The organism is Pseudomonas sp. ADAK21 (assembly GCF_012935735.1).
Classification (GTDB): domain Bacteria; phylum Pseudomonadota; class Gammaproteobacteria; order Pseudomonadales; family Pseudomonadaceae; genus Aquipseudomonas; species Aquipseudomonas proteolytica.
Window position 1 is genome coordinate 2265191 of record NZ_CP052857.1, and the last position, 22424, is coordinate 2287614.

Genomic DNA, 22424 nt, shown 5'->3' on the forward strand with positions numbered 1-22424 from the left:
TAAATAAACAATCAAGATTATTTAGGGATAAGAAAAACCATTTAAAGCCTCTGCCCGACACGCATCCAATGCATTTGAAGAATATTTTCCATGCTGTTGATGCATAACCCTCTGGAACCGGCGTCTGCGGCTGCATAGTCCAAAAAGCTATTAAATAGTGAATTTATAGTATTTAAAGTTTTGTTCCCGTTGTGCGTACTTTCTGCTCCCCAGGCCACCGTCGCCCACAGGAGCACACCCCATGAAACTGCCCTTTAAACGCTTGATCACCTTGGTCGCCGGCACTGCGCTCGCCGGGTTGGTGCACGCCGCCGACCTCAAGGAAATCCGTATTGCCGTGCCCGACCTGAGCGCCGGCACCCAGAACAGTGGGGGCGGCCTGACGGATGTATTGAGGAGCCAGCAGATCTTCGAAAAAGCCTTCGCCGACCAAGGCATCAAGATCCAGTGGAATTACTTCAAGGGCGCCGGCCCCGTGATCAATGAAGCCTTCGCCAACGACCAGGTAGACCTGGCTTACCTGGGCGACCTGGCCGCGATCATCGGCCGCTCCAATGGCCTCGACACCCGGCTGCTGAGCGCCACCGCTCGCGGGGTGAAACAGTACCTGGGCGTGGTGCCGGGTTCGGGGATCAAAACCTTGCAGGACCTGAAGGGCAAGCGCGTGGCGGTGTTTCGCGGCACGGCCACCCAACTGTCCCTCAACGGCGCCCTGGCCAGCCAGGGCTTGAGTGAAAAGGACCTGAAAATCATCAACCTGGACTTCAACGCCGCCGTGGCCGCCCTGGCCGCCAAACAGATCGATGCGACCTGGGGCGGGTCGAACCTGAGTTCACTGCAGGCCAAGGGCCTGGCCGAAATCCCCCTGACCACCAAGGACCTGGGTGGCGCGGGCAGCGTGCAGGCGGTGCTGGTGGGCAGTGGCAAGTTTGTCGACGCCCATCCCGAGGTGGTGGCCAAGCTGCTCAAGGCCCAGCAGCAGGCGGTGCAGTGGTTGACCGATGACAACAACAAGCAGGCGTATATCGAGCTGGTGTCGGGGCTGGCGAGTTATCCGCCGGTGATTCTGACCAATGATTTGAAGGACCAGAAACTCAGCGAGATTTTCCCATCGACCCTGGATCCGGTGTTCCTGGGCAAGCTGCAGGATGCGGTGGATCTGGCGTCGAAGGAGCGGCTGATTCGCAAGCCGTTCCAGGTCAGTGATTGGGTGGTGCCGGGGTTGGCTGCGGCTGGGATCTGAAATCTACGGCGCATGAACTGGCCTCATCGCAGCCTACACAAATTTGCCGCAGCGCATAAACCCGTGCAGAGAGGGCTATTGTGGCGAGCGGGCTTGTCGGAACGCCGCATCGCCCGCGCTGGGCTGCGAAGCAGCCCCAAAAAGCCCGCCGCGTTTCTTCAGATAAACCGCGATGGCCGGGTTTAGGGCTGCTTCGCAGCCCAGCGCGGGGCAAGCCCGCTCGCCACAGGGGAGGTCGTCAGTTTCTGAAAGTTGTGTAGATACCTATGCTCATCGCAGGCAAGCCAGCTCCCACATTGGAATGCGGTCAAATGTGGGAGCTGGCTTGCCTGCGATGGCGCCCTTCAGACCGCCACATCCACTTCCTGGCGATCCACCGCCACCAACGTCTCGATCATCGCCTTGGCCGCCGGCGACAAGCGTGAGCCGGTGCGGCTGACTATCCCGCAACGCGCGCTCATGGTCTCCATGTTCTGCGGCAGGTTGCGCCAGTGCAGCAGCACCAGCGCGCCGCGGGCGATGTCCTCGGCAAAGGCTTCCTCGGTGCCCACGCCGATGGCGTTGGACTGCAACACGATCTTCACCAGCGCCGCAAAGTGCTCGGTCTGGATGCTCGGTGAAAAGTCCATGCGCCCACTGAGGTTCGCCAGCAGTTTGCGAATGCCCTGGGAGATCAGCGGCGACGCCAGCGGGTAGTCGAACATGTCGTTGGTCGAGAGGCTGTCCTTGGCCAGCAGCGGGTGCCCCGGCCGGCAGAAAAACACCCCACGCTTGGGCGTCAGCGCCTGGGTCTGGAAGTTCGGGTCGGCTTCGAACTGACGGATGTCGGCGATAAAGAATTCGATCTCTTCCCGGCTCAGGCTGCGGCTCAGGGTTTCCCAGTTATCCACCTGGAACCGCGTGCGGATTTTCGGGTGCGCGTTGACGAAACGCGCCACCGCATCCGGCACCAGTTTCACGGCGGGCGCCGGGCCGCAACCGAAGCGCAGTTCGCCAGCGTCGAGCTTGGTCATGCGCGTCACTTCACTGCTCAGCAGCGCGGCGCCGTGCACCAGGCTAAGGGCATGTTGCAGCACCACCTGGCCCTCCGGCGTGGGGCGCAAATCCTTGTGGCCACGGTCTACCAGCACGCAGCCGAACTCCTGTTCCAGGCCCTGGATGCTACGGCTGAACGCCGGCTGGGTGATGCCCATGGCGTCGGCCGCGCGAACAAAACTGCGGTGTTCGTTAAGGGCGATGAAGTAGCGCAGTTGGCGAAGATCCATATGCTTTCCCGGCATTTTAAAAATAGGTCGAAGGCATTTGCGACCAGGGGAGCTGAGGTTTTAAATGCAAGCTCTTATTCCGTCAACGAAGCATTAGTTCATTTGCTAGACCTAAATTGCATATGAATAGAGCGTTGGCGCAGCGTCACCCCACCGTAAGCAGACACATGAGGGTCATCCAATGAGCAATGCCGCACTCGCTGTTCAACCCGTCGCCCTGGCGCTGGATATTCACCCGGTCGCTGGGCGTATCGGCGCCGAGATCCGGGGCATCAAACTGTCCGGCGACCTCGATGCCGCCACCATCGAAGCCATCCAGCAAGCGCTGGTGCAGTACAAGGTGATCTTCTTTCGCGAGCAGGCGCACCTCGATGACCAGAGCCAGGAAGCGTTCGCCCATTTGCTCGGCGAGCCGATTGCCCACCCCACGGTACCGGTGCGCGATGGCACGCGTTTTCTGATGGAACTGGACGGCGGGCGTGGTCAGCGCGCCAACTCCTGGCACACCGACGTGACCTTCGTCGATGCCTACCCCAAGGCCTCGATCCTGCGTTCGGTGCTGGCGCCGGCATCGGGTGGCGACACGGTCTGGGCCAACACCGCCAGCGCCTACAACGACTTGACCGCCGAAGTGCGGGCCCTGGCCGACACCCTGTGGGCGGTGCACAGCAACGAATACGACTACGCCGCGCGCAAGCCGGATGTGGCGCCGGAAAAGCTTGAGGAGTACCGCAAGATCTTCACCTCGACGGTGTACGAGACCGAGCATCCGGTGGTGCGTGTGCACCCGGTCAGTGGCGAGAAAACCCTGCTGCTGGGGCATTTCGTCAAACGCTTGAAGGGTTACTCGCAGGCCGATTCCGCACACCTGTTCAACCTGCTGCAAAGCCACGTCACCCGCCTGGAAAACACCGTGCGCTGGCGCTGGAGCACCGGCGATGTGGCGATCTGGGACAACCGCGCCACCCAGCATTACGCGGTGGATGACTACGGCACCCAGGAACGCATCGTGCGCCGCGTGACCCTCAAGGGCGATGTGCCGGTGAGCGTGCAGGGGCAGCGCAGCCAGACCACCAAAGGCCTGTAGCCCACCACCGAACCAATGTGGGAGATCCACTGTGGGAGCGGGCTTGCCCGCGATAGCGATATGTCAGTTAACACCTATGTCGACTGATCCACCGCAATCGCGGGCAAGCCCGCTCCCACACAAGTCCGCGTCCCGTTTACCAGACGCCGATCTGCACCACCTTCTCTGCCTCAGGCTCACCATAGCGAAACCGCTGGCCACGCAGATCAATCTCCCCGTGGCTGATGGTGGTGCGCCGTTTCAAACCCCGTAGCCATTCGAACAGATAACCCTGATGCACTTCGCGCACCTGGGCGTACGCCGGGTCTGCGCCCAGGTCGTGCAGTTCCTGCGGGTCGTTTTCCAGGTCGAACAGTTGCGCGCGAAAGCCGTCATAGGCCAGGTATTTCCAGCGTTCGCTGCGCACCATGGTCATGCGGCAGCGATCGATCGGCTGCGCCAGGCGCTCGCGGGCCGGGGCCTGGAACGCGTAGTCGTATTCGGCGATGGCGTAGCGGCGCCAGTCCGTTTCTACCCCATGCAGCAGGGGGATCAATGAGCGGCCTTCCAGACGATGCTCGGCGCTCGGCAAGCCCAGGGCCTCAAGGAAGGTGGGCAGGGCGTCGATGGTTTCCACCAGGCGCCGATCCACCGTGCCCCGGCTGATATCGGCCGCGGCGCGTGGGTCGCGGACAATCAGCGGCACACCCACCGCCGGCTCCAGCAAAAACTCTTTTTCGCCCAGTTGGTGGTCGCCGAGGAAGTCGCCATGGTCGCTGGTGAACACAATCAGCGTGTCATCCCAGCGACCTGTGCTTTGCAGCGCATCGAACAGTCGACCGAGTTGGTCATCCACCTGCTTGATCAGGCCCATATAGGTGGGAATCACCCGCAGCCGCACCTCATCGCGGGAAAAGTTCAGGCTCTCCTGGTGTTGGCGGAAGGCTTGGTATACCGGGTGATCGCTGGCTTGCCCAGGCTCGGCGCGAATCGCTGCCTGCACCTGATCGACGCCATACAGCGCGTGATACGGCGCGGGCGCGATATAGGGCCAGTGCGGCTTGATGTACGACAGGTGCAGGCACCAGGGGTGCTCGCCTTGTTCGTGGATAAAGTCGAGGGCGCGGTCGGTGGTGTAGACCGTTTCCGAATGCGCCTCGTCCACCCGCGCCGGCAAGTGGGCGTTGCGCATCTGCCAACCGCTCAGCACCTCCCCGGCATCGCCGGCGGCGGCATTGGCCCATTCATGCCAAGGGTTGGTGCCGGCGTAACCTTGCGCGCGCAGGTAATGGGTATAGGGCGCGGACTCGCGTTTATCGGCGAACAGTGGGCTGTCGGGGAAGATGCCGTCATGGCGAAAATACGCTTCGAAACCCACCTCATTGAGGGGCTGCGCCTGCGCGCTGTCGGGGTCGATATCCAGGCGTTGCAGGGCATCGAGATTGGGCGTGGCGTGGGTCTTGCCCACCAGCGCGGTGCGGATGCCATGGGGGCGCAGATAGTCGCCGATGGTCAGCTCTTCGAGGGGCAGCGGCACCGCGTTCCAGGCCACCTGATGGCTGCTGACATAGCGCCCGGTATAGGCCGACATGCGCGACGGCCCGCAGATCGTGCCCTGGGTGTAGGCGCGACTGAAACGCACGCCAGCGGCGGCCAGGCGGTCGATGTTGGGGGTGTGCAGATGGGCGTGGCCGTAGCAGGAGAGGTAATCGCGACGTAGTTGGTCGCACATGATGTAGAGCACGTTGCGCACGTGGGGCATGGGGGTCACCGGATGAGGGGCAGATGAGGGTTTTCGCCGGTTGGAGGGGGTTGAGGCAAGTGCATTTGGGGAATGGGGTTTATGCAGTTGGTGCATGGGTGTGACGACTGGCGCCATCGCTGGCAAGCCAGCGCCTACAGGTTGATCGCATTCCATTGTGGGAGCTGGCTTGCCTGCGATAGCGGTGGCTCAGACCGCAAAATTCTCCAGCGAACACACCTCGTCATCCTGCTCATCCACCTGCTTGATCTGCTCGATCATCGCCTCGGCCAACGGTGACAGCCGATACCCGGCGCGGCTGACGATGCCATAGCGGGTGTAGCGCTCCTCCAGGTCCTCGGCCAACCCCTCGATCGTCAAGCGCACAAGCTCGCCCCGGGTCAGGTGCAGCGCATCGCTGTTGGCGCTGACGATACCGATGGCGTCGGAACGCAGCACCACCCCCAGCAGGCTGTAGCCGTTCTCGCACTCGACATTGGGCGTGTAGTCGGGCCGGCCGCTGAGGTCGACGATGACCTTGCGCAGGTTCGGGGGGCGGATGGTCACGGCCAGGGGATAACTCATCAACTCGGCGGCGCTGACAGTTTCGCGCTGGGCCAGCGGGTGTCCGCTGCGGCAGCAGAAATGCCATTTGCGCGGGCGCAGGCGGTGGGTGTGGTAGTCGGGGTTGGCTTCGAAGTGGCGGGTGTCGGCGACAAAAAACTCGAACTCTTCACTGAGCAGGCGCTTGCCCAGGCTTTGCCAATCATCCACTTGGAACTGCACACGAGCCTTGGGGTAGCGCCCGATAAAGCTGCCGATGGCGCGCGGGATCAAGCCGGCTGCCGGTGCCGGGCCACAACCGAAGCGCAGCTCGCCGGCTTCCAGGCCATTGAACTGGCTGATCTCGTTGGCCAACTGCTGCGCGCCACTGACCAGGCGCCGCGCATGTTCCAGCAGCACCTGGCCTTGTTTGGTCGGGGCCAGGTCCTTGCGCCCGCGATCCACCAGTTGGCAACCGGCACTGTGCTCCAGGGCCTGGATGCTGCGGCTGAAGGCCGATTGCGACAGGTTCACCGTGGTCGCGGCGGCGACAAAACTGCGCTGTTCGGCGAGGGCGATGAAGTGACGGAGCTGGCGCAGGTCGATATGCATTTTTCACATTAAAAATATCGGGGAAATGCATTGGCTATGCATTAGGTCGACTCCTTATAAAGGCTATCTCTTATGCAGTAAATGTTTGTAAAAACATAAATAAATAACTTTATGGAATATGTGGCTGTACATATTCCGCACGACCGGAGCCGCTTATGAGTGTGTCGAAGCCCGTTGTACCGTCCTCCCTCTGGCGGCTCAAACGCCTGCCCCTGGCGCTGTTGCTGGCGGGCAGTGCCGGCTGGACGCCGAGCCAGGCCGCCGAAACCCCCGCCCTGGTGCCCAAGGGCGAGAGCGCCAGCGGGCAACTGGAGACGGTCACCGTGACCGCCCGCCGCCGCACCGAAAGCGCCCAGGAAGTGCCCACGCCGATGAGCGTGATCGGCGGCCAGGCCCTGGAGAGCCAGCGGGTCTATCGGATCCAGGACTTGCAGCAACTGGTGCCCAGCGTCAACGTCGCCTACATGCATGCGCGCCAGTCCAGCGTGTCGATTCGCGGGCTGGGCAATAACCCGGCCAGCGATGGCCTGGAAGGCAGTGTCGGGTTGTACATCGACAACGTGTACCTCGGGCGCCCGGGCATGGCGGTATTCGACCTGATGGATATCGAGCAGCTTGAAGTCTTGCGCGGCCCGCAAGGCACCCTGTTCGGCAAGAACACCACAGCCGGGGTGATCAATATCAGCACCCGCGCGCCGAGTTTTACTCCGGAGCGCAGCATCGAGACGTCGGTGGGCGAAGACGGCTATTTCCAGACCAAGGGCACGATTTCCGGGCCGCTCAACGATGAATTGGCCGGGCGCTTTTCTGCCTATCGCACCCGCAGCGATGGCGATATCAAGAACGAATACAACGGCCACGATCTCAACGGCGGTTCACGCCAGGGCTTTCGTGGGCAACTGCTGTACAAGCCCAACGAGGCCTTCAACCTGCGCTGGATCGGCGACTACAACGAAGAGGCCTCCAGCGCCGGCACCCGCGTGTTGTACAGCACCGGGCCGACCATCAATGGCACCAACCTCTACCAGTCGCGGGCGGATGCAGCCGGGGCGACCCTGGTCAACGGCGCGCACCGCAAGGTCAACCTGGACAACGACCAGCGTGTCACGGTGTTCCAGGGCGGTACCTCGCTGGAGGCCAATTGGACCCTGCCCAGCGACTTCACCTTGACGTCGGTCAGCGCCTATCGTTGGTGGAATTTCACCCCGCGCAACGACGATGGTCTGAACGTGCCGGCCTCGTATAACGCTGGCGTGTCGGTGGAAGATAAACAGTGGTCCCAGGAATTTCGCCTGGCGTCGCCGACCGGTGGGTTCTTCGATTACGTGGTGGGCGCCTACTACTTCGGCTCTGATCTGGACAACAAATCCTTCGCCTACTACGGACCCCAGGCTGATATCTGGAACGGCACGCCGACCGGGGCCTTGAGCAATGTCACCAGCATCGGCAACGGGCATATCCGCACCGACAGTTTTGCCCTGTTCGCCCAAGGCACCTGGCACCTGACCGAACGCCTGGATTTCACTGCCGGCCTGCGCGGCACCTATGAAGAAAAAAGCGCCTGGGTCAGCCGCAATGCACCTGTGGGGGGCGCAGCCGTAAGTGGCGCGGCGGCCACTGCGCGCAATGGGCGCACGGGCGCGTATGACTCCGGCGACCTCAACCAGTACAGCACCAGCCCGTCCGGTTTGCTGAACCTCAGTTATCGCTTTAGCGATGACGTGCTGGGCTATGCGACCTTGTCCCATGGCGAGAAATCCGGTGGGGTCAACCTGGCGGTAGGCTCGGCCCCGACCGCTGGTGCGGACTCACTGTTGATCGGCACCGAGCGCGCCAACAACGCCGAGCTGGGCTTTAAAAGCACCCTGTGGGACCGTCGCCTGCAACTCAACGCCAACCTGTTCTGGACCCAGGTCAATGGCTACCAGACCAATGCCTACGACTACGGCAACCGCGTGCAGTACCTGACCAATGCCGGCTCCGTACGCTCCCGTGGCGTGGAATTGGAAAGCACCCTGGTGCCGATCCGTGGCCTGACGCTGAACCTCAACGGCTCGTTCAACGATGTGCGTTACCTGTCGTACAAAGATGCGCCATGCCCACCGGAAGTCAGCCTGCGCCCTGGCGCACCGGCCTCGTGCGACCTCAGCGGGCACCAGGTGGTGGGTGCCTCGAAGTGGATTGCCAACGCCAACGGCGAATACAAATGGAACCTGGATAACGGCTTCGAACCCTACGTTACCGCCAGCTATGCCTATCGTTCGAAGGCGGTGGGCACAGTCGAGGATTCGGACTATGGGCAGATTCCCGGTTATGGGCTGGTCAACCTGTCCACCGGCCTGCGTGGCGATTTCCAGCAGGGTCAATGGGATGTGTCGTTATGGCTGAAAAACGCCTTCGACAAAACCTACTACACCACCCTGTGGACAGGCGGCAACGGTGGCTATGAAGGGCTACTGGGCACCCCGCGCACCCTGGGCGTGACCGGCCGCTACGATTTTTGAGTGCATACCTGTAGGAGCGAGCTTGCTCGCGAAGAACCCCCAGACGACGCGGTTAACCTGATTCTGCGCGTTATCGTTGACGTTTTTCGCGAGCAAGCTCGCTCCTACAAAATCAGCGAGCCGCTTTTTGGGTGGTGACGGTCGCTACGACTTCTAGCCAACAATCACCTGTAGGAGCGAGCTTGCTCGCGAAGAACCCCCAGACGACGCGGTTAACCTGGTTCTGCGCATTATCGTTGACGTTTTTCGCGAGCAAGCTCGCTCCTACACAATCAGCAAGCGGCGGTGCTGCGGTAAGTGGCTGGGCTGAATACCCGGGTGACCACCAGCATCGCGATCACTGTCACGGTCAACACCGCCCAGGCGCTGACAAAACTGCCGGTGAGTTCGCGCAGCCAGCCGGTCATCCAGGGCGACACGGCATTGATCAAGAAGCCCACGCCCTGCACGAATGCCGCCAGTTGCCCGGCTTCCCGTGGGTCACGGCGGTGGTCCAGGGTCAGCAGCAGGCTCAGGGCAAAGCACGCCCCCAGGCCGAAGCCGATCAGCGCCACCCACAGGTGTGGGTATTGCAGCGGCGCCCACAGCAGGCCGAGATAACCCACGGTCTGGGCCAGCAGGCTGATGGTCAGCAAGGGCCGGCGGTCGATACCGCGTTGCGCCAGCGCCGGCATCAACAGCGCGGCAATCACCTGGAAAATCGTCATGAACGCCAGCAGCGAGCCGCTGGGCAGCACGCCCCAACCCAGTTGCTGGTAGTACGCCGGCAGCCACGCCACCATGCTCATATACCCGCAGTTCACCAGGCCGAAATACAGTGCCAGTAACCAGGCGCGGCGGTTGCGCAGGCCCTGGAGCGGCGGCGCCACTTGCAGGTTTTTCGCCGCGCCCAATGGCAGCCACGCCCACAGCAGCAACGCGCCAAGCGCCGGCAGCAGCCAGATGCCCAGGCCGGCCTGCCAATTCTGGAAATGGCTGGCCACCAGCGGGCTGAGCAGCGCCGCCAAGCCACCGCCACCCATCAACGAGGCTGAATACACTCCCATCGCCAGGGGCACCCGTTGGTGGAACTGGCGCTTGATCATCGCCGGCACCAGCGCCTGGATCAGCGCCACACCGGCCCCGCCCAGCAACGCCGTGGCCAGCAGTGCCGGTGCCTGGCCCAGTAGCCAGCGCGCCAGGCATGCGAGCAGGATCATCATCAAGCCCAGGGCGATCCCGCGTCGTTCGCCCAAATGCGCCTCGACGCGGATGCCCACCAGCGCCACCAGCCCCATGCACACCACCGGCAGGCTGGTGAGCAAGGCACTGCTCTGGAAACTCAGGCCGGTAGCCAGGCGGATCTCCCCGAGCAACGGGCTGATGGAGCTGAGGATCGGCCGCAGGTTAAGGCCCAGCACCACCAGCAGGCCCCAGCCGGCGAGGGATTTATTCAGGGTCATGCAGGGTCTTCCATTGACGGTAAAGGGCTTGCATGGCCGGCATCGGCAGGTGCTCGACGGGCAGTTGCTGGGCGGTCAGCGGCAGGCTCATCTGCTGGTAAACCGCGGCAGTCGACAGCCCGAACGGCGCGGCCATTTCATTGCTCGCGGCAAACACCACGCGGGCCACGCCACACAAGTACATGGCACCCAGGCACATCGGGCACGGCTGGCCGCTGGCGTAGATCACACAGCCTTCAAGGCGTGGGCCGAGCTGTTGGCTGGCACGGCGGATGGCGAGCATTTCGGCATGGGCGGTGGGGTCCTGGTCGAGGTGGATCTGGTTGACCGCCTCCACCAGCACAGCACCGTCCTTGACCAGCACGGCGCCAAACGGCCGCCCGCCCCGGGCCACGTTGTCCTGCGCCAGGGCGACGGCGCGTTGCAGCCAGGCTTGATCGTGTTGTGGGCTCATTGGGCACCTGCTTCTTGCAGCAGTTTGGCGATGGCGACCTGGCCGCGCTTTTGCGCCTGTTGCAGGGGGCTGATGCCGTCGCGGTCGGGCAGGTTCACATTGGCACCGGCGCCGATCAGCATGGCGACGATTTGCTGATGGGCGAGGCCGCCATCCGAGAGCACGATGGCCTCCATGAGCCCGGTCCAGCCCAGGCGGTTGACGTGGTTGACGTCGACGCCGGCGTCGATCAGCAGGCGCACCGTTTCCACGTGGCCGCGCTCGCACGCCGGGATCAGGGCGGTGCCGCCGTAGCGATTGGTGCTCTTGAGGTCGGCGCCATGGGCCAGGGTCATGGCCAGGATTTGATTGTGGCCGCTGGCGCCGGCCAGCAGGTAAGGGCTGTCTTGCATCAGGTTCTTGCGGTTCACATCGGCCCCGGCCTCGATCAGGGCGCGGGCGATATCGACGCGATTGGCCTGGGTGGCCAGCAACAGCGGCGTGCTGCCATCGATGGCGCGGGTATCCAGATCGGCACCCTTGGCCAGCAGTTGCTCGACCTGCGCCAATTGCCCGGCACGCACGGCGTCGAGCAAACCTTTATCGGCGGCCATGCTGTTACTTGCCACCATCAACCCCAATGCCAGGACGGCGGTTTTGAAAGGAGTAGGCCATGCCATGGGAACCTCGTTTCAGTGCAATGAACGGGAAGTATGGCCACCGCCTGGGGTATTCTGAAATTAAATATAACCATGCCAACCAGTGGCAAACACGATGGTGGTGTTCATGTTCGATCCCGTGCTGTTGCGCAGTTTTATCGCCGTCGTCGACTGCGCCAATTTCACCCGCGCCGCCGAACGCCTGCACCTCACCCAATCCACCGTCAGCCAGCAATTGCGCCGCCTGGAAGACAGCGTCGGCTGCCGCTTGCTTGACCGCGATCAGCGCCGGGTGGTGGCGACGGTCGAGGGTGAGCGCCTGCTGGCCTATGCGCGGCGCATCCTGGCGCTGAACGAAGAAGCCGCCGATGTGTTGATCAACCAGCAGAGCGATGGCGTGCTACGCCTGGGCGTGCCCGAGGACTTCGCCGCCGAGCGCTTGATGCCATTGCTTTCGGCGTTTGTCGTGGCCTATCCACGGGTACGCCTGGAGGTCACCAGCGGCCTGGGGCCGGCGCTGCTGCGCCAGTATCGCGGCGGCGAATTCGATGTGTTGCTGGTCAAGCAGATGGGCGACAGCGATGACTGCCTGGCCTCCTGGCCGGAGCCGTTGTGCTGGGTCGACAGCCGCCGCATGCCGGCGCTGGGCCGTGACCCATTGCCCCTGGTGGCGTTCCCGGTGGGCGGCCTGTACCGCAACGAAATGCTCCAGCACCTGGAGGTGGGTGGCTGGCGCTGGCGCATTGGCTATTCCAGCGCGAGCCTGGCCAGTGTGTGTTCTGCGGTGGCGGCGGGGTTGGGTATCAGCCTGTTGCCGGAGCGGGTGGTGCAGACCGGGCACGTGGTGCTCGGCGCCGACAGTGGTTTACCTGCGGTGCAGGGCGTGCGGCTGGCGCTGTATGGGCGCAGTGGGATGGGGGCGGCGGGCCAGAGCCTGCAGCGTCAATTATGGGATTTATGCGAGGCCAACCCGCGCTGAGCCATGCCTTTGAGGAATATTTTGCATGCCGGCAAAGCATCATGATTTTGCCCCTCGCCGCCAGGCCGCGTGGGGCGTGGCTTTGCTGGATTGGCTGAGTTTTCATATTCCTGTTCGGTCTATGTATAACTTTAAAGATTACTTTAAGAGATAAGCGTCTGCCCCCGATGATTCAGCTCTCGACGGTCGCCCCCGCAGGCCCGTCGGTTTTTTCGCTGAAGACAGCAGGGAGTGAATCAATGGGCAATGTCCAGACCGCCGCCAGTGCACATGAGGCGCTGTGGCGCCAGGCACCGAGTGGTGAGTTGGTCGACCTTGGCCGGCCGCACCGCGCGCCCTTGGGGCAGTTGCGGTTGCAGAAAACCCCCAAGGGGATCTTGAGCCGCCGTGAAGGCATTTTATTGGGCCTGTTGGCACTGGCGCTGCATGGCGCGGTGATCTATTGGGTCAGCCAGAAACCGGTGCCGGTGCTGCCGATTGTGCCGCCGGAAATTCCACCAATGACCATCGAGTTTTCCCAGCCGGCGCCACCGGTGGTGGAACCGCCGCCGCCTGTACCGCCGCCGCCACCGCCGCCGGTCGTGGAACCACCGCCGCCTGTGGTGGATGAGTTGGCGGCCAAGCCGGCGCCACCCAAGCCGATCCCCAAGCCCAAGCCCAAACCGGTGCCCAAACCCGAACCCAAGCCTGCGCCAAAAGCCATCGAACAACCGCCCGCGCCACCCCAGCCGGCACCACCGGCGCCCACGCCAGCCCCGCCTGCGCCGGCACCGGTAACACCTGCTTCGGCCAACGCCGCGTACCTGAAGAACCCGGCACCCGAGTACCCATCACTGGCCCAGCGCCGTGGCTGGGAAGGCACTGTGTTGTTGCGGGTGCATGTATTGGCCAGCGGCAAGCCCGGTGAAATCCAGGTGCAGAAGAGCAGCGGTCGCCAGCAACTCGACGACGCCGCACTCAGCGCCGTGAAGCGCTGGAGCTTCGTGCCCGCCAAGCAGGGCGACGTGGCACAGGATGGCTGGGTCAGCGTGCCCATCGATTTCAAGATTCATTGAGCCTTTGCTCGACACCCTATCGCTTACACCGAGGTACACATCATGACGTTACTGGCATCTCCACTTGAATCCATCGAAAGCGCGGTGATCTGGCTGCTGGTGGTTTTTTCCGTCGCCACCTGGGGCCTGGCTCTGCTCAAGGGCGTGCAGTTCGCCCGCCTCAAGGCTCAGGATCGCAAGTTCCACAAACAGTTCTGGGCGGCGTCGAGCCTGGATTCGGCCGCCGAGCTGAGCGAAACCCATCCCGGCGCCGCCGCCCGTGTGGCCCAGGCTGGCTACGCCGCGATCCAGGTGGGGGATGCGCCGCACGCCGCTGACCTGAGCCAGGCGATCAACCATCAGGACCGCCTCGAACGTGCCCTGCGCCAGCAGATCGTGCGTGAACGGCGCTCCCTGGAAACCGGCCTGGCCGTGGTCGCGAGTATCGGCAGCACCTCGCCCTTTATCGGCCTGTTCGGCACCGTGTGGGGGATCATGGAAGCGTTGAAAGGGATCAGCGCTGCCGGTTCCGCCAGCCTGGAAACCGTGGCCGGCCCGATCGGCGCGGCGCTGGTCGCGACCGGTGTGGGGATCGCCGTCGCCGTGCCGGCGGTGCTGGTCTACAACTACTTCCTGCGTCGCCTGAAGCTCACGGCTGCCGACCTGGACGACTTCGCCCATGACTTCTACAGCCTGGCGCAGAAAAACTCGTTCCGCGTGCTGGTCCACCCGGCGCTGCATAAAAACGCCGCCCAGGGCAGCGCGCAAAAAGTGAAGGAGGCGTCCTGATATGGCCTTCTCTACCCAAGACAGCGACGAGGTACTCAGTGAGATCAACGTCACGCCCCTGGTGGACGTGATGCTGGTACTGCTGGTGGTGTTTATCGTCACCGCCCCGCTGTTGACCAACGCGATTCCGATCAACCTGCCCAAGACCGAGGCCGTGGCCCCGGTGGAGCAGAAAGACCCGCTGGTGGTGAGCATCGACGGTGCCGGCAAGGTGTTTATCAACAAGGATGAAATCCAGCCGGACCTGCTGGAGTTCAACCTGCAGGCCGCCAAGGCGAAGGACCCTGAGGTGCGGGTACAACTGCAGGCTGACGATGGTGTGAATTATGGCGAAGTGGCTCGGGCCATGGCGTCGATTGAGCGAGCGGGGATTACCAAGCTGTCGGTGATTACTGCGCGTTAGTGTCAAAAGCCTCGACAATTTTTTGGCCGTCTCCTTGGCAGGGTGCGGCCTTTTTTTTGCCTGGGATAGCGGTGGTCAGTTGATGCCGCTTTTGCCTGTGGCGAGCGGGCTTGTCGGTTGGATACACCACAAAATAAATGTGGGAGCTGGCTTGCCTGCGATGACGGTGTGTCAGATGCCCGTGCATTGCCTGAACCACCGCCATCGCGGGCAAGCCCGCTCCCACATTATTTGATTGATGGGGCTGTGTTTTTGGTTATTAACAAATAGCTTCTTATTCCTTAACGAATATATGCCCCGTCCCTATACTGGTCAGCAACGTTAAACGCTGCAGGAGGGCACACCCATGCACAGCGAGTTGATCCGTTACCTGATCGTGCCGGGCTGGCAAGGATCGCCAGAAGATCATTGGCAAACCCATTGGCAGAACAGCCTGCCCAACAGCGCTCGCGTGGAGCAGGCCGACTGGCTGACCCCGCGCCGTGAAGACTGGGTGGCGGCCTTGGCCGAAGCCATTGCGGCCGACAGCACTCCGGTGATCCTTATCGCCCATAGCCTGGGTTGCATCACCGTGGCGCATTGGGCGGCCAGCGCGCCGTTGCAGTTCTTGCGTCAGGTGCGCGGTGCGTTGCTGGTGGCCCCGGCGGATGTCGAGCGCCCGGCGTGTGCGCCTGCCTTGCGCAACTTTGCGCCGATCCCCCGCGACCTGTTGCCGTTCCCCAGCCAGATCGTCAGCTCCGACAACGACAGCGCCGTCAGTGCCCCTCGGGCCCTGGAACTGGCGCGTAACTGGGGGGCTGAAGCCGGGATTCTCGCGGGGGCCGGGCATATCAACGTGAAGTCCGGCCACCAGCGTTGGGAGCAGGGTTTCGCCTATCTCTATCGCCTGCAAAACCGTCTGGAGCATCACTCCCGGCGCCGCGCCTAATACCTTTTCAACGCCCCGTCCCTTAAGTGGAATTGGGGCGGGAGCCTGCCATGAGCCTGCATGAAACCTTTGGCCAGCCACTGCTGACCTTCCCCGACGCCGAAAAAAGCCCCCTGAGCATCCGCGCCAAGGCACTGGTGTTTGTCGACCCCCGTTCAAGACAGCTGCGCGAAGACCTCGAAAGCCTGGCCCCGCGAGCCTTGCCCGTGTTGATTCGCGGCGAAACCGGCAGCGGCAAGGAATTGCTGGCGCGCCATATCCATCGCGGCAGTGACCGCAGCGGCCTGTTTGTGTCGGTCAACTGCGGCGCCATCAGCCCGACCTATGCCGATGCTGAATTGTTCGGCTATGCCGCCGGCAGCCACAGCGGCGCGGCCAGCAGCCGGGCTGGCTGGTTCGGCTCGGCCAACGGCGGCACCTTGTACCTCGATGAGATCGGCGACCTGCCGTTGCCGATCCAGGTCAAGCTGCTCGCCGCCCTGGAAAACCACGAAGTCACCCGTGTCGGCGCCCATCAGCCGAGCCCGGTGGACGTGCGCCTGGTCGCCGCTACCAGCATCGACCTGGCCCAGGCCGTGGCCGTGGGTAAGTTCCATGAGCGCCTGTTCCATTACCTCAGCGAAGGCCAACTGGAACTGCCGGCCCTGCGCGAGCGGGTGGGTGACATCCTGTCGTTGGCCGAGTACTTCCTGGGTATCTACAGCCAGCGCCTGGACCTGCCGGTGCCATTGATCAGCGAGGACGCGCAGCGCGTGCTGGAGCAGCACAGTTGGCCGGGTAATACCCGCGAGCTGGAGAACGTGATCCACTTTGCGCTGCTGGTCAGCAGCGGCGATGAGATCTTGCCGGAGCACTTGAACCTGCCGGTGGTGTCGGTGGCGCAGATTGAGCATCAGGTGCGACAGATCCTGAGCAACGGCAGCGAAATCGAGCGCGCAGCGTTGACGCGTCTGTTTGGGGGGTTGGGCTCTGTATGAGCAAAATGGAATATCAAAGTGAATAAAAGGTATTGTTCGGGAATAAAAAATATCGGTATTGTCCATCCCACGCCGCGATAGCACATCGCTGGCACCCCCATAAGAAGTGGTCGTCACCGACGCCCCGGATTTTCGATTAAGGACACTGCATGAAAAAGGTTCTGTTGTTCACCGCACTGGCGGCTGCCCTGACTGCCGGCATCGCTCAAGCCAACGAAAAACTGGTGGTCGCGGCCACTCCAGTGCCCCACGCCGAGATCCTTGAGCTGATCAAGCCGACCCTGGCCAAAGAAGGCGTGGACCTGGAAATCAAGGTCTTCACCGACTACGTGCAACCGAACGTGCAAGTGGCCGAGAAGCGCCTGGATGCCAACTACTTCCAGACCCTGCCGTACCTGGAAAACTTCAACAAGGGTAAAGGCACCAACCTGGTCACCGTCGTTGGCGTGCACGTTGAACCGTTTGGTGGCTACTCGAAAAAGATCAAGAAAATCGAAGACCTGAAAGATGGCGCCACTGTTGCCATTCCCAACGAAGGCTCCAACAGCGGCCGCGCCCTGTTGCTGCTGCAGAAGGCCGGTGTGATCACTCTCAAAGACCCGACCAATGCCCTGGCCACGCCAAAAGACATCGCCAGCAACCCGAAGAACCTGAAGTTCAAGGAACTGGAATCGGCCCTGCTGCCCCGCGTCCTCGACCAGGTTGACCTGGACCTGATCAACACCAACTACGCCCTGGAAGCCGGCCTGAACCCGGCCAAGGATGCGCTGATCATTGAATCGTCCGATTCGCCGTACGTGAACTTCCTGGTGGCCCGTCCAGACAACAAGGACAGCGTCGCGATCCAGAAGCTGTCCAAGGCCCTGACCAGCCCGGAAGTCAAAGCCTTCATCGAGAAGAAATACAGCGGCGCGGTGGTCCCAGCGTTCTGATTGCCCAAACCCCCTTCAAGGTTTGAACGCCGACGGCTGATACAGCGTCGGCGTTTTTTATTGGGCAATGATGGCCAAAATTGTGGGAGCTGGGCTTGCCCGCGATGCAGGCACCTCGGTGTGTCAGTGACACAGAGGTGATGCTATCGCGGGCAAGCCCGGCTCCCACACAAGCCCGCTCCCACATGGGTGGGTGTCATGCCTGTTAATCCCGGCTGTTGATCGCCCGGCGCAACGCCACCAACCACTTCACCAAGTCCTGCGGGTCGATCGGTTTGGTTTCGCTCATCTGTCATTCCCTCGCTGATTAAATGGCCCTCAGTCTGGCCACGCGCTGCCCATCCCTGTCGTTCAGCGCTGAAAAAAAGACCCTTCCTACACGCCCAAGAACCTTAGCTGTCACCTGCCAACCCGGCGAATCCACCGGTTAGCTTTTTGGGTGATATCAATATGCTATTTCGGTATTTAAATTTTGGTTTTTATACCTTTAAAGTCAGCGCTTCCCGGCGTTACCCACGCTGGACCGGACTGCGTTTACGCCGCATTACCCCTGCGGCGCCCAGGACTTGAAATGACTTTTGACTACGCGTTTATCCTCAGCACCCTGCCGGCGTTTCTCAAGGCCGTTGGGGTGACTCTGCAAGTGGGCTTGATCGCCATCGGCACCTCGCTGCTGGTGGCGCTGATCAACTCAGCCTTGCTGGTGTTCCGCACGCCCTACCTGTCGCGCCTGGTGGCGTTGTATGTGGAGCTGGCGCGTAACACGCCGCTGCTGATCCAGCTGTTCTTCGTGTACTTCGCCTTGCCGGCCCTGGGTTTCAATATCTCCGGGTTCTGGGCGGCGATTATCACCATGACCTTTTTGGGCGGTGCCTACCTCACCGAAGTGCTGCGCGCCGGTGTGGAGGCGGTGCCGCTGGCGCAGATCGAGTCGGGCAAGTCCATCGGCCTGTCCGACTGGCAACTGCTGCGCCATGTGATCCTGCCCCAGGCCGGGATCCTCAGCCTGCCGGCGTTGTTCGCCAATTTCATTTTCCTGCTCAAGGAGACCACTGTGGTCTCGGCGGTGGCGGTGCCGGAGATTCTCTACACCACCAAAAGCTACATCGCCCTCTACTACAAGACTTACGAGATGCTCGCCGTGCTCACGCTGATCTGCGTGTTGTTGTTCTTGCCGCTGTCGCTGCTGCTCAGCCGCCTGGAAAGGAGGCTCCAGCATGGCCAGTTCGGGTCTTGAGTTGTTGTGGGTGTCGTTGCCGCAACTGGGCAAGGGCGCTGCGCAAACCCTGTCGATTTCGTTTTTGAGCATCGCCTTCAGCACCCTTGGCGGGGTGGCGTATGGGGTGCTGCGCACGTTGAATGTGCGTGCGATCAACCTGCTGCTGCGCATTTACCTGGAGTTGTTCCGCGCGATTCCGGTGCTGGTGTGGCTGTATCTGCTGTTCTTTGGCCTGCCGATTTTTACCGGCCTGAGCATCCCCAGTTTCTGGTGTGCAGTGCTGGTGCTGTCGCTGTGGGGCGCCAGTGAAGTGGGCGAAGTGGTGCGCGGCGCGTTGCATTCGCTGCCACGTGGGCAGCGGGAGGCGGGGCTGTCGATTGGTTTGTCGGCGCCGCAACTCTACGGCTATGTGCTGTTGCCCCAGGCGCTCAAACGCATGACGCCGCCGACCATCAACGTCTACACGCGGATCATCAAGACCAGCTCCCTGGCGGTGCTGATCGGCGTGGTGGATGTGATCAAGGTCGGCCAGCAAATCATCGAGCGCACTTATGAGTCGGTATTGATCTACGGCGCGCTGTTCCTGTTTTTCTTCTTTATCTGCTACCCGTTGTCGGCCGCCTCCAAGGTGCTGGAACGGCGCTGGGCCCAAGCATGAGCGCATTGATCGAGTTCCAGGGTTTCAATAAATTCTTCGGCGAACAGCAGGTGCTCAACGGCATCGACCTGAGTGTGCAAAGCGGCGAAGTAGTGGTAATCCTCGGCCCCAGCGGCTGCGGCAAAAGCACTTTGCTGCGGTGCCTGAACGGCCTGGAAGTGGCCCACAGCGGCAGCCTGCGGCTGGCCGGCAAAGAGCTGCTGGATAAGCACACCGACTGGCGCCAGGTGCGCCAGGACGTGGGCATGGTGTTCCAGAGTTATCACCTGTTCCCCCATATGAGCGTGCTCGACAACATCCTGCTGGGCCCGCTGAAAGTGCAAAAACGCGAACCCCGCGAGGCCCGTCATCAGGCCGAAAAACTGCTGGAGCGGGTGGGGCTCGCCGACAAGCGCGATGCGTTTCCGCGCCAGTTGTCCGGTGGTCAGCAGCAACGCATCGCCATCGTCCGCTCGTTGTGCATGAACCCCCAGGTCATGCTGTTTGATGAGGTCACCGCCGCCCTTGACCCGGAAATGGTCAAGGAAGTGCTGGAGGTGATCCAGGACCTGGCGCGCGATGGCATGACCCTGCTGATCGTCACCCATGAAATGGCCTTCGCCCGCGCCGTCGCCGACCGCGTGGTGTTTATGGAGGCCGGCCGCATCCTCGAACACAACACCCCCGAGGCCTTCTTTACGAACCCGCAGACCGCACGCGCGCAGCAGTTCCTCGAGAAATTCTCGTTTGTTTCAACACTGCCCAAGAAAATCAAGGAACTGGAGCTGTCATGAAAACTGCCAAGTTGTTACTGCCGCTGCTCGGCCTCGCCTTACTGGCCGGCTGCAACAAAACCGAAGAACCGGCCAAACCCGCCGCTGCCGCGCCGGCGGCGGTGAGCTATATCGACAAGATCAAAGCTCGCGACAAGCTGATCGTCGGCGTATTTACCGATAAGCCGCCGTTTGGCTTTGTTGATGAAGCCGGGCGCTACGTGGGTTTTGATACCGACATCGGCCGCCAGTTTGCCAAGGACCTGCTGGGCGACGAAAACAAGGTCGAGTTCGTGGCCGTGGAGCCGGCCAGCCGCATCCCGTTCCTGCAGAGCGACAAGGTCGACCTGATCCTGGCCAACATGACCGTGACCCCCGAGCGCAAGGAAGCGGTGGAATTCACCAACCCCAACCTGAAAGTCGCGGTCCAGGCCCTGGTGCCTAACGACAGCGTGGTCAAAAGCCTCGACGACCTGGCGACCCGCACCACCATCGTCACCACCGGCACCACGGCCGATATCTGGCTGACCAAGAACCACCCGGATTGGAAACTGCTCAAGTTCGAGAAAAACTCCGAGTCGCTGCAAGCCCTGTCGGCTGGGCGTGGCGATGCCTATGCGCAAGACAACCTGGTGCTGTTCAGCTGGGCCAAGCAGAACCCGGGCTACCGTGTGCTTGAAGAGAAGCTGGGTGATGAAGCGCCGATTGCGCCGGCGGTGAAGAAGGGCAATATCGAACTGCGCGACTGGGTGAATGCCGAGTTGGCGAAGTTGGGTGAAGAGAAGTTCTTGCTCAAGCTGTATGACCAGTACGTGCGTAAAGAACTGAGCGATGACACCAAGCCTGAGAGTGTGATTGTTGAGGGGGGTAAGTGGCAGGGTTGATCCTGTACTGAATGCTCCACCGCTATCGCAGGCAAGCCCGCTCCCACAGGAGAATGCATTCCAAATGTGGGAGCGGGCTTGCCCGCGATGGCGGCAGTACAGGCGCCGCCTACTGAGGCCAATGCCAAGCCGGCTCATCCAACACCCGCTGGCCCACAATCTGTGTCTGCCCTAGCACCTTCTCCAGCACAATCGAATTGCACCCCTCATCCTGCTGCAGCGCCGCGATCAAGCGGCTGGCATGGGACACCACCCACACCTGGCATTGCTTGGATGCCTGGATGATCAGGCGTGCCAAGGCTGGCAGCAGATCCGGGTGCAGGCTGGTTTCCGGCTCGTTGAGCACCATCATCGTTGGCGGGCGTGGCGTCAGCAGCGCGGCGATCAGCAGCAGGTAGCGCAAGGTGCCGTCCGAGAGCTCCGCCGCTGACAGTGGGCGCAGCAATCCTTCCTGATAGAACTCAATGGCGAAACGCCCGCCCTGCAAGGGCGCGATATGCAAGCGCGCGCCAGGAAACGCATCACTCACCGCCTGTTGCAATGCTTGGGGATCGCCGATTTCACGGATGGTCTGCAACGCTGCCGCCAGATCATGGCCGTCGTGATGCAGGACCGGTGTACGGGTGCCCAACTGCGGCTGGCGTACCGGTGCATTGGCGTCGCTGCGAAAGTGATCATAGAAGCGCCAGCCGCGAATGCTTTCGCGCAGCATCAGCACCTCCGGCGAGCCGCGCAGGCTGCCGACCTGATCGAACAGGCTGTGGTAGTTGGGCGTGTGCTGGGCCAGCACATCCCAGGCCCGCCCGTCTCGGGCACGGACCATCGGCCCGGAGCGCTGCACCAGCAGGCTTGCGGGACGGTAGACATGGCCGGCCCAGATGCATTCTTTCTTGATTTCGGGGTCGAGGGAAAAACATGACGTGCTGAGCTCTGGCAAACCCAGGGAGATCGCGTAGCTGAAATCGTCCCCGGCAAATCCCAGGCGCAACCGCTTGGCACCGTGGGGCACACTGGCTTGCACCGCGACTTCACCATTGAGCATGCGTCTGCTGATGCTTTCGGGGCCAGCCCAGAACGTCGAGTCCAGGCCACCTTCGCGGGCCAGCGCATTGATCACGCCGCCCTGGGCGGTTTCTGCCAATAGGCGCAAGGCGCGGTACAGGTTGGATTTGCCGCTGCCATTGGGGCCGGTGATCAGGTTCAGCCGATCCAGCGGTACCACCAATTTATTGATCGAGCGGTAATTGGCCACCGCTAAGGTTTTCAGCATCAGGGGCGTTCCCGGCCGGCATGGACTGCCATCTTACCCTGTGGAAGCCGGCTTGCCGGCGATCAGGCGACGTCGCGCAATTCCCATAGGC

Annotated in this window: 21 protein-coding genes; 14 read left to right on the forward strand and 7 right to left on the reverse strand. The window is 62.2% G+C overall.

Translation table 11 applies throughout. From position 1 onward, the window contains the following. Nucleotides 1–241: 241 nt before the first annotated feature. Nucleotides 242–1243 carry an ABC transporter substrate-binding protein gene (locus tag HKK57_RS10295; RefSeq protein WP_169390119.1) on the forward strand — a complete coding sequence of 334 codons (1002 nt, stop codon included), beginning with the start codon at nt 242–244 and terminating at the stop codon, nt 1241–1243. Between the two features lie 344 nt (nt 1244–1587). Here the strand turns inward: HKK57_RS10295 and HKK57_RS10300 are convergent, their stop codons facing one another. Next, nucleotides 1588–2508, reverse strand: coding sequence for a LysR family transcriptional regulator (locus tag HKK57_RS10300; RefSeq protein ID WP_029299502.1), 921 nt, complete (start codon nt 2506–2508; stop codon nt 1588–1590). Between the two features lie 181 nt (nt 2509–2689). Here HKK57_RS10300 and HKK57_RS10305 point away from each other — a divergent pair, with 181 nt between their 5' ends. Next, nucleotides 2690–3595, forward strand: a complete 906-nt coding sequence (locus tag HKK57_RS10305; RefSeq protein ID WP_029299503.1) for a TauD/TfdA dioxygenase family protein — start codon at nt 2690–2692, stop codon at nt 3593–3595. 136 nt (nt 3596–3731) lie between these two features. Here HKK57_RS10305 and HKK57_RS10310 read toward each other — a convergent pair whose 3' ends face one another. Then, nucleotides 3732–5336, reverse strand: a complete 1605-nt coding sequence (locus HKK57_RS10310) for an alkaline phosphatase family protein (RefSeq protein WP_169390120.1) — start codon at nt 5334–5336, stop codon at nt 3732–3734. Between the two features lie 189 nt (nt 5337–5525). After that, nucleotides 5526–6470: a LysR family transcriptional regulator gene (locus tag HKK57_RS10315; RefSeq protein WP_169390121.1), complete on the reverse strand. Its 945-nt coding sequence runs from the start codon at nt 6468–6470 to the stop codon at nt 5526–5528. Between the two features lie 155 nt (nt 6471–6625). Here HKK57_RS10315 and HKK57_RS10325 point away from each other — a divergent pair, with 155 nt between their 5' ends. After that, entirely contained in the window at nt 6626–8974 is a 2349-nt protein-coding gene (locus HKK57_RS10325; RefSeq protein WP_169390122.1) for a TonB-dependent receptor, read from the forward strand. A gap of 272 nt (nt 8975–9246) precedes the next feature. Here the strand turns inward: HKK57_RS10325 and HKK57_RS10330 are convergent, their stop codons facing one another. From HKK57_RS10330 to HKK57_RS10340, 3 genes are read right to left on the reverse strand one after another with little or no spacing between them, the layout of a single operon-like run. Then, nucleotides 9247–10416 (reverse strand): CynX/NimT family MFS transporter, encoded by a 1170-nt coding sequence (locus HKK57_RS10330; protein ID WP_169390123.1) that lies wholly within the window; start codon nt 10414–10416, stop codon nt 9247–9249. After that, a complete protein-coding gene (locus HKK57_RS10335; RefSeq protein WP_029299512.1) occupies nt 10403–10870 on the reverse strand; it encodes a nucleoside deaminase in 468 nt (155 codons plus the stop codon). The genes HKK57_RS10330 and HKK57_RS10335 overlap by 14 nt, the downstream gene beginning before the upstream one ends. After that, nucleotides 10867–11481 (reverse strand): ankyrin repeat domain-containing protein, encoded by a 615-nt coding sequence (locus HKK57_RS10340; RefSeq protein WP_029299514.1) that lies wholly within the window; start codon nt 11479–11481, stop codon nt 10867–10869. Before HKK57_RS10340 ends, HKK57_RS10335 begins: the two co-directional genes overlap by 4 nt. Before the next feature lie 154 nt (nt 11482–11635). On the opposite strand from HKK57_RS10340, the gene HKK57_RS10345 reads away from it, so the two are divergent. The 11 genes from HKK57_RS10345 to HKK57_RS10395 all read left to right on the forward strand — a co-directional run bounded on the left by HKK57_RS10345 (nt 11636) and on the right by HKK57_RS10395 (nt 21063). Then, complete coding sequence (locus HKK57_RS10345; protein WP_070996557.1) at nt 11636–12487, forward strand: LysR family transcriptional regulator; 852 nt, start codon at nt 11636–11638, stop codon at nt 12485–12487. Between the two features lie 239 nt (nt 12488–12726). Next, the gene (locus tag HKK57_RS10350) at nt 12727–13542 is read left to right on the forward strand and encodes an energy transducer TonB (protein WP_169390124.1); all 816 of its coding nucleotides are present in this window, start codon (nt 12727–12729) and stop codon (nt 13540–13542) included. Between the two features lie 42 nt (nt 13543–13584). After that, a complete protein-coding gene (locus HKK57_RS10355; protein WP_029299520.1) occupies nt 13585–14310 on the forward strand; it encodes a MotA/TolQ/ExbB proton channel family protein in 726 nt (241 codons plus the stop codon). Between the two features lies 1 nt (nt 14311). Continuing rightward, nucleotides 14312–14713 carry an ExbD/TolR family protein gene (locus tag HKK57_RS10360; protein ID WP_029299521.1) on the forward strand — a complete coding sequence of 134 codons (402 nt, stop codon included), beginning with the start codon at nt 14312–14314 and terminating at the stop codon, nt 14711–14713. Between the two features lie 346 nt (nt 14714–15059). Then, a complete protein-coding gene (locus tag HKK57_RS10365) occupies nt 15060–15641 on the forward strand; it encodes an alpha/beta hydrolase (RefSeq protein WP_029299524.1) in 582 nt (193 codons plus the stop codon). Between the two features lie 50 nt (nt 15642–15691). Beyond that, on the forward strand, nt 15692–16618 hold the full coding sequence (locus HKK57_RS10370; RefSeq protein WP_029299525.1) for a sigma 54-interacting transcriptional regulator: 927 nt from the start codon (nt 15692–15694) through the stop codon (nt 16616–16618). 149 nt (nt 16619–16767) lie between these two features. Beyond that, entirely contained in the window at nt 16768–17550 is a 783-nt protein-coding gene (locus tag HKK57_RS10375; RefSeq protein WP_029299526.1) for a MetQ/NlpA family ABC transporter substrate-binding protein, read from the forward strand. 571 nt (nt 17551–18121) lie between these two features. Continuing rightward, the gene (locus HKK57_RS10380; protein ID WP_029299527.1) at nt 18122–18787 is read left to right on the forward strand and encodes an amino acid ABC transporter permease; all 666 of its coding nucleotides are present in this window, start codon (nt 18122–18124) and stop codon (nt 18785–18787) included. Continuing rightward, nucleotides 18768–19427 carry an amino acid ABC transporter permease gene (locus HKK57_RS10385; protein ID WP_029299529.1) on the forward strand — a complete coding sequence of 220 codons (660 nt, stop codon included), beginning with the start codon at nt 18768–18770 and terminating at the stop codon, nt 19425–19427. Before HKK57_RS10380 ends, HKK57_RS10385 begins: the two co-directional genes overlap by 20 nt. Further along, nucleotides 19424–20200, forward strand: coding sequence for an amino acid ABC transporter ATP-binding protein (locus HKK57_RS10390; protein ID WP_029299531.1), 777 nt, complete (start codon nt 19424–19426; stop codon nt 20198–20200). Before HKK57_RS10385 ends, HKK57_RS10390 begins: the two co-directional genes overlap by 4 nt. Further along, nucleotides 20197–21063, forward strand: a complete 867-nt coding sequence (locus tag HKK57_RS10395) for a transporter substrate-binding domain-containing protein (protein ID WP_029299533.1) — start codon at nt 20197–20199, stop codon at nt 21061–21063. Before HKK57_RS10390 ends, HKK57_RS10395 begins: the two co-directional genes overlap by 4 nt. Nucleotides 21064–21172: 109 nt before the next feature. Here the strand turns inward: HKK57_RS10395 and HKK57_RS10400 are convergent, their stop codons facing one another. Further along, on the reverse strand, nt 21173–22333 hold the full coding sequence (locus HKK57_RS10400; RefSeq protein ID WP_169390125.1) for an AAA family ATPase: 1161 nt from the start codon (nt 22331–22333) through the stop codon (nt 21173–21175). Nucleotides 22334–22424 lie beyond the last annotated feature (91 nt).

What these genes read in the sequence shown, in the direction of transcription:
- HKK57_RS10295 (WP_169390119.1), top strand. Translation starts at nt 242, where the DNA reads ATGAAACTGCCCTTTAAACGCTTGATCACCTTGGTCGCCGGCACTGCG.
- HKK57_RS10300 (WP_029299502.1), bottom strand. Translation starts at nt 2,508, where the DNA reads ATGGATCTTCGCCAACTGCGCTACTTCATCGCCCTTAACGAACACCGC.
- HKK57_RS10305 (WP_029299503.1), top strand. Translation starts at nt 2,690, where the DNA reads ATGAGCAATGCCGCACTCGCTGTTCAACCCGTCGCCCTGGCGCTGGAT.
- HKK57_RS10310 (WP_169390120.1), bottom strand. Translation starts at nt 5,336, where the DNA reads ATGCCCCACGTGCGCAACGTGCTCTACATCATGTGCGACCAACTACGT.
- HKK57_RS10315 (WP_169390121.1), bottom strand. Translation starts at nt 6,470, where the DNA reads ATGCATATCGACCTGCGCCAGCTCCGTCACTTCATCGCCCTCGCCGAA.
- HKK57_RS10325 (WP_169390122.1), top strand. Translation starts at nt 6,626, where the DNA reads ATGAGTGTGTCGAAGCCCGTTGTACCGTCCTCCCTCTGGCGGCTCAAA.
- HKK57_RS10330 (WP_169390123.1), bottom strand. Translation starts at nt 10,416, where the DNA reads ATGACCCTGAATAAATCCCTCGCCGGCTGGGGCCTGCTGGTGGTGCTG.
- HKK57_RS10335 (WP_029299512.1), bottom strand. Translation starts at nt 10,870, where the DNA reads ATGAGCCCACAACACGATCAAGCCTGGCTGCAACGCGCCGTCGCCCTG.
- HKK57_RS10340 (WP_029299514.1), bottom strand. Translation starts at nt 11,481, where the DNA reads ATGGTGGCAAGTAACAGCATGGCCGCCGATAAAGGTTTGCTCGACGCC.
- HKK57_RS10345 (WP_070996557.1), top strand. Translation starts at nt 11,636, where the DNA reads ATGTTCGATCCCGTGCTGTTGCGCAGTTTTATCGCCGTCGTCGACTGC.
- HKK57_RS10350 (WP_169390124.1), top strand. Translation starts at nt 12,727, where the DNA reads ATGGGCAATGTCCAGACCGCCGCCAGTGCACATGAGGCGCTGTGGCGC.
- HKK57_RS10355 (WP_029299520.1), top strand. Translation starts at nt 13,585, where the DNA reads ATGACGTTACTGGCATCTCCACTTGAATCCATCGAAAGCGCGGTGATC.
- HKK57_RS10360 (WP_029299521.1), top strand. Translation starts at nt 14,312, where the DNA reads ATGGCCTTCTCTACCCAAGACAGCGACGAGGTACTCAGTGAGATCAAC.
- HKK57_RS10365 (WP_029299524.1), top strand. Translation starts at nt 15,060, where the DNA reads ATGCACAGCGAGTTGATCCGTTACCTGATCGTGCCGGGCTGGCAAGGA.
- HKK57_RS10370 (WP_029299525.1), top strand. Translation starts at nt 15,692, where the DNA reads ATGAGCCTGCATGAAACCTTTGGCCAGCCACTGCTGACCTTCCCCGAC.
- HKK57_RS10375 (WP_029299526.1), top strand. Translation starts at nt 16,768, where the DNA reads ATGAAAAAGGTTCTGTTGTTCACCGCACTGGCGGCTGCCCTGACTGCC.
- HKK57_RS10380 (WP_029299527.1), top strand. Translation starts at nt 18,122, where the DNA reads ATGACTTTTGACTACGCGTTTATCCTCAGCACCCTGCCGGCGTTTCTC.
- HKK57_RS10385 (WP_029299529.1), top strand. Translation starts at nt 18,768, where the DNA reads ATGGCCAGTTCGGGTCTTGAGTTGTTGTGGGTGTCGTTGCCGCAACTG.
- HKK57_RS10390 (WP_029299531.1), top strand. Translation starts at nt 19,424, where the DNA reads ATGAGCGCATTGATCGAGTTCCAGGGTTTCAATAAATTCTTCGGCGAA.
- HKK57_RS10395 (WP_029299533.1), top strand. Translation starts at nt 20,197, where the DNA reads ATGAAAACTGCCAAGTTGTTACTGCCGCTGCTCGGCCTCGCCTTACTG.
- HKK57_RS10400 (WP_169390125.1), bottom strand. Translation starts at nt 22,333, where the DNA reads ATGCTGAAAACCTTAGCGGTGGCCAATTACCGCTCGATCAATAAATTG.